At 72.5% G+C, this 5,043-nt stretch carries 6 protein-coding genes; 5 read left to right on the top strand and 1 reads right to left on the bottom strand.

Going from position 1 to position 5,043, the window contains the following annotated elements; genetic code table 11:
- Positions 1–282 (bottom strand): alpha-amylase family glycosyl hydrolase (locus ACFV4N_RS39580; protein WP_499677820.1); only part of this gene is annotated, 282 nt, incomplete at its 3' end.
- Positions 283–578: 296 nt separating this feature from the next.
- Here ACFV4N_RS39580 and ACFV4N_RS39575 point away from each other — a divergent pair.
- The 5 genes from ACFV4N_RS39575 to ACFV4N_RS39555 form a co-directional block, all read left to right on the top strand.
- Entirely contained in the window at positions 579–1,067 is a 489-nt protein-coding gene (locus ACFV4N_RS39575; RefSeq protein ID WP_499677819.1) for a cupin domain-containing protein, read from the top strand.
- A gap of 34 nt (positions 1,068–1,101) precedes the next feature.
- On the top strand, positions 1,102–1,398 hold the full coding sequence (locus tag ACFV4N_RS39570) for a hypothetical protein (RefSeq protein ID WP_499677818.1): 297 nt from the start codon (positions 1,102–1,104) through the stop codon (positions 1,396–1,398).
- A 2-nt stretch (positions 1,399–1,400) separates the two neighbouring features.
- Complete coding sequence (locus tag ACFV4N_RS39565; protein ID WP_499677817.1) at positions 1,401–2,318, top strand: NADP-dependent oxidoreductase; 918 nt, start codon at positions 1,401–1,403, stop codon at positions 2,316–2,318.
- Positions 2,319–2,509: 191 nt separating this feature from the next.
- On the top strand, positions 2,510–4,165 hold the full coding sequence (gene mdlC, locus ACFV4N_RS39560; protein WP_499677816.1) for a benzoylformate decarboxylase: 1,656 nt from the start codon (positions 2,510–2,512) through the stop codon (positions 4,163–4,165).
- A gap of 295 nt (positions 4,166–4,460) precedes the next feature.
- Positions 4,461–5,043 (top strand): MFS transporter (locus ACFV4N_RS39555; protein WP_499677815.1); only part of this gene is annotated, 583 nt, incomplete at its 3' end.

Below are 5,043 nucleotides of genomic sequence, written 5' to 3'. Positions count from 1 at the left end.
GTGCGCCTCGTCCAGCAGGTGCACGAAGTCCTCGACCGTGCCGAACTCCGGCAGCACCGCCCGGAAGTCGGAGATGTCGTACCCGCCGTCGCGCAGCGGCGAGGCGTAGAACGGCGGCAGCCACAGGCACCCGACGCCCAGCCACTCCAGGTAGTCCAACCGGGACGCCAACCCCCGCAGGTCGCCCGTGCCGTCGCCGTCGGAGTCGCTGAACGCCCGCACGAGCACCTCGTAGAACACGACTCTCTTGAACCAGTCGGGGTCCTGCCCGATACCGCTCACGGCACGACCTCCGCGCCCCCGCCCAGACCTCGTCGCCTCACCCTGATCGCCTCCTCGCCCCTCGACGACCTCTCCCCCTCACCCTGAACACGCCGGTGGTGTTTGACGAGCAGGCCGGCATGACTGCTTGGACTCGACGCAGTCCGGGGACCGGTGGCGCCGGTCGGAGGACCGATCTGACTGGCACTCGCAGTACCACCACAAGCTCACGCTCCCAACCGGGGCCCCGGTGGGCAACGGTGGGGACGTCGTCGGTGCTCTCACGCCCGGCGACGCCCCACCCCACGGAGGCAGCGATGAGCACGACGGAGAACGACCTCCTCCCCGTCATCCACTCGAAGGCCGGTCAGGGCCAGTCGGTGTGGTTCGGCGACGCGATCTACAGCTTCAAGGCCACGAAGGCCACCACGAACGGCGCGCTGTCGTTCGCGGAGGCGTCGGTGCCGCCCGGGGGCGGCCCGCCCCCGCACGTCCACCCGCACGCCGACGAGGCGTTCTTCATCCTGTCGGGCGAGTTGGAGTTCCTCGACGGCCAGAAGACCTTCCGGGCCGGCGAGGGCGACTTCGTGTTCATCCCGCGCGGCACGAGGCACCGCTTCCGCAACGTGGGCACCCACGTGTCGCGGCTGCTGTTCTTCTTCACGCCGAGCACCGGCATGGAGCACTTCTTCACCACGATCGGCACACCCGCCCGCGCGGGCGTCGCGCCCCCTCCGCTGACCCCGGAGCAGCAGCGGCTGATCGTGGAGCTGGCCCCCGAGCACGACCTCCACCTGGCGCTGTGACCGCCACGACCGCAGGACCGAGCAGGAGGCACGGATGAGCACCATCGAGACGATCAGGTTCCGGTTGCGCGACGACATCGACACCGAGGACTTCCTCCGGCGCAACCACCACGTGGAGACCGAGTACATGGAGCGGCGGCCGGGCTTCCAGTCCCGTGAGACCGCGGTGAGCGAGGACGGCGAGTGGATGGTGTCGGTCCACTGGGCCACCCCCGAGGACGCCGACGCGACCATCGCGGCGTTCTTCGGCGCCGCGGAGACGCAGGACTTCCTCGCCGCCATCGACCTGCCCACCGTGTCGTCCGGCCGCTACCGGCGGGTGGGCCGCTGACGATGGCGGACACCATGCGCGCCGCGGTCATCGACGCCTTCGGGCCCGCGGACGCGATCCGCGTCGCGGAGGTGCCCGTGCCTACCCCCGGTGACGGCGAGGTCCTGGTCCGGGTGCACGCGGTCGGGGTCAACGCCATCGACTGGTTCTCCCGGGCCGGTCGGGGCGTCGGCGTGCGGTCCTTCCCGGCCGTGCTGGGCTGGGACGTCTCCGGCACCGTGGTCGGCACCGGCGAGGAGGTGTTCGGGATGCCGCGCTTCCCGGACCTCGCGGGCGCGTACGCCGAGTACGTGGTCGCGCCGGCGGGCGAGCTGGCGGCCAAGCCCGCCGGCGTCGACCACCGCACCGCGGCGGGCGCGCCGATGGTCGGCATCACCGCGTGGCAGACGCTGTTCCGCCACGGCGGGCTGGCGGAGGGCCAACGGGTGCTGGTGCACGGCGCCGCGGGCGGTGTCGGCCACGTCGCCGTGCAGCTCGCGGCGGACGCGGGCGCCGAGGTCGTCGGGACGGCCTCGGCGCACAACCACGACTTCGTGGCGAGCCTGGGCGCGAGCCGGGTCGTGGACTACACCGCCGAGCGGGTCGAGGACGTGGTCCGCGACATCGACCTGGTGGTCGACACCAGGGGCGGCCCCGGCGCCCGGCGGCTGCTGGACGTGCTGCGGCCCGGCGGCGCGCTGGTCACGCTCAAGGGCCGGGACGAGGCGCTGGACCGGGCGGCGGCCGCGCGGGGCCTGCGCGTCGGCTACACCTACGTGAGCCCGGACGCCGAGGCGCTCTCCGCCGTCGCGGACCTGATGGCCCGCGAGGCGCTGCGGATCGCCATCGAGGACGTGCTGCCGCTGGAGCGGGTGGCGGACGCGCACCGGACCGGCGAGCGGGGCCACGTGCGCGGCCGGCTCGTGCTCGACGTGATCTGACCCCGAATCCCGCGCGGGGCGGCCAGCTAACGAAGTGGCCGCCCCGGAATCGGGGGACCTTGTGACCGCTCCGACGCTGGGACAGTATTCCGGGCAACGGGTGGACTGTTAAGGCCGCGACGACTCGCGACACCTCTCCGCACCCGCGATCATCGCCGGCCACGTCAATCGCAACCAAGCCAGGAGCGTGGATGATGACAGCGGAACAGACCAATTCCAGGACCGTGCGCGAGGCGACCTTGGAATTGTTCCGGGAACTGGGGCTGACGACGGTTTTCAGCAATCCGAGCCACACCGAGATGAAGTTGTTCGAGCAGTGGCCGGACGACTTCAAGTTCGTGATGGGGCTCCAGGAGGCCACCATCGTCGGCATGGCCGACGGCCACGCCCAGGCGACCGGCGAGCCGTCGCTGGTGATCATCAACGGCGGTCCGGGCGTCGGCAACGCGATGGGCTCGATCTACACGGCGGCGAGCGCGCACACGCCGATGGTGATCCTGGGCGGCCAGCAGGCCCGCAAGCTGCTGCTCGGCGAGCCGTTCCTCAAGGCGAGCGACGCGACCCAGCTGCCCAAGCCCTACATCAAGTGGGCCGGCGAGCCGGCGCGCCCGCAGGACGTGCCCGCGCTGATCGAGAAGGCCTACCACATCGCCAAGCAGGCGCCCGCCGGTCCCGTGTTCGTCGCGGTGCCCGAGGACGACTGGATCCGCCCGGCCGCGCCCGGCCCGATCAAGGTGCGCGAGGTGCGCAGCGCGGTCGTGCCCGACCCCGAGGTGCTGGCCACGATCGCCGGGGCGCTCGACGGCGCCGAGCGGCCGGCCCTGGTGGCCGGTCCGGGCGTGGAGATCGGCGGCGCCCGGCTCGACCTGGTGCGGCTGGCCGAGCGGCTCAACGCCAGGGTCTACGGCAGCCCGGTGTGGCCCCGGGGCAGCTTCCCCGAGACGCACCCGCTGTTCGGCGGCGTCCTCGCGCCGATGCCCGAGCTGATCAACGCCAAGCTCGCCGGGCACGACGTGGTCGTGGTGCTCGGCAGCCCGACGTTCACCCTGTTCACGACGGTGGACCTGTTCTCGACCAGCCCGGCCGCGCTCGACGAGAGCGACCAGCCGGCGCTGCCCGAGGGCACGCGGGTCCTGCACGTCACGGACAGCCCCGAGGCCGCGGCGTGGTCGCTGGCCGACGCGGCGTACGTCTGCCCGCCCGCGCAGGCCGTGCGCGACCTGCTGCCGCTGGTCCGCGAGCACCAGAAGGTGGCGCTGCCGTCGTTCCGGGAGGAGATCCCGGTGCCGGAGGCGACCACGCCGCTGACCCAGGCGTACCTGTTCCACCTGCTCGCGCAGGAGCTGCCGGCCGACGCCCAGCTGTTCGAGGAGCTGCCGATCGCCCGCGCGGACTTCCACGAGCAGATCCCGCTCGGCCCGGACAACGGCTACTTCGCCACCGCCAGCGGCGCCCTGGGCTTCCCGTTCGCGGGCGCCGTCGGGTACGCCGTGGCCCGGCCGGACCGCCGCGCCGTCGTGGTCATGGGCGAGGGGTCCGCGCAGTACACGCTGCACGCGCTGTGGACCGCGGCGCAGCACAACCTGCCGGTCACCTTCGTCATCCCCAACAACTCCGGCTACCTGTCGCTCAAGTACTACCTGGACGAGAACAGCCAGCGGGCCTGGCAGGCCGGGTGGGACCTGAGCGGCGTGAACATGGCCGAGCTGGCACGCGGGTTCGGCTGCCCCGCCGAGCGCGTCGAGTCGCCGGAATCGCTGCGCGAGTCGCTCAAGGCCGCGCTGAACGCCGACGGCCCCATGCTGCTGGACGTCGTGGTGCAGGACCCGGGCCTGTTCCGCCTCTGACCCTTTTCGCGCACCACCGCGACACGCCGCGTTCCCGTCCGCCACCGCGGGCGGGAACGCGGTTTTTCACCTCCTTCTGCCGACATCACGTACTGCGCCCGCCGGCAGCCGGTCTCCTTGTGAGCACTCCGCGAATTCCGCCACGATGGTCGTCGGGAGTAATTTACCGACCATTTTTCGTCGGATTTCGGAGTATCCCCGAGGAGAAATCATGGAGTTCGTGGTCGTTCGCCCGGGTGTGGCGGGCGGTTCCGATTCGGATAAATCCCGGTGGGCGTGTTCCCTGGTGTGCGCGGTGGCCGTCCTGCTGTCGGCGGCGTCCACCGTCCCCTCCCCCATGTACGTCCTGTACCAGGAGCGCTGGCACTTCTCGACGGCGACGACCTCGGTCGTGTTCGCCGTCTACTGCCTGTGCGCCCTCACCGGCATGCTGCTGTTCGGTTCCCTGTCCGACACCACGGGCCGTCGACCGGTGCTCCTGCTGTCGCTGGGGCTCGTGGCCGCGGCCACCCCGCTGTTCGTGTTCGCGGACGGGGTCGGCTGGCTGGTGGCCGCGCGGGCGCTCCAGGGGTTCGGCGGCGGGATCGGCGGGTGCGCCGTGGCGGCGACGCTGATCGACCTCGTGCCCGCGGGCGCGCTGCTGGGCAGCCTGACCCCGATCGTCGGCATCGGGGTCGGCGCGCTCGGCGCCGGCGCGCTCGTCGAGCACGGCCCCGCGCCCACCGTGCTGGCCCACGTGGTGCTGCTGGTGCTGCTGGTCGGCGCGGGCGCCGGGGTGCTGTCCCTGCCGGAGACGGTGCCGGGCACCCGCGGGCGCGGGACCGGGTGGGCGCGCCGGATCTCCGTGCCGGCGCGGGCGCGCCGGGCGTTCCTGGCGC

The organism is Actinosynnema sp. NPDC059797, from assembly GCF_042732085.1.
Taxonomy (GTDB): domain Bacteria; phylum Actinomycetota; class Actinomycetes; order Mycobacteriales; family Pseudonocardiaceae; genus Actinosynnema.
Note: the sequence above shows the minus strand (reverse complement) of the source record. Positions and strands in the feature narration are given on the sequence as shown.

What these genes read in the sequence shown, in the direction of transcription:
- ACFV4N_RS39575 (WP_499677819.1), top strand. Translation starts at nt 579, where the DNA reads ATGAGCACGACGGAGAACGACCTCCTCCCCGTCATCCACTCGAAGGCC.
- ACFV4N_RS39570 (WP_499677818.1), top strand. Translation starts at nt 1,102, where the DNA reads ATGAGCACCATCGAGACGATCAGGTTCCGGTTGCGCGACGACATCGAC.
- ACFV4N_RS39565 (WP_499677817.1), top strand. Translation starts at nt 1,401, where the DNA reads ATGGCGGACACCATGCGCGCCGCGGTCATCGACGCCTTCGGGCCCGCG.
- mdlC (WP_499677816.1), top strand. Translation starts at nt 2,510, where the DNA reads ATGATGACAGCGGAACAGACCAATTCCAGGACCGTGCGCGAGGCGACC.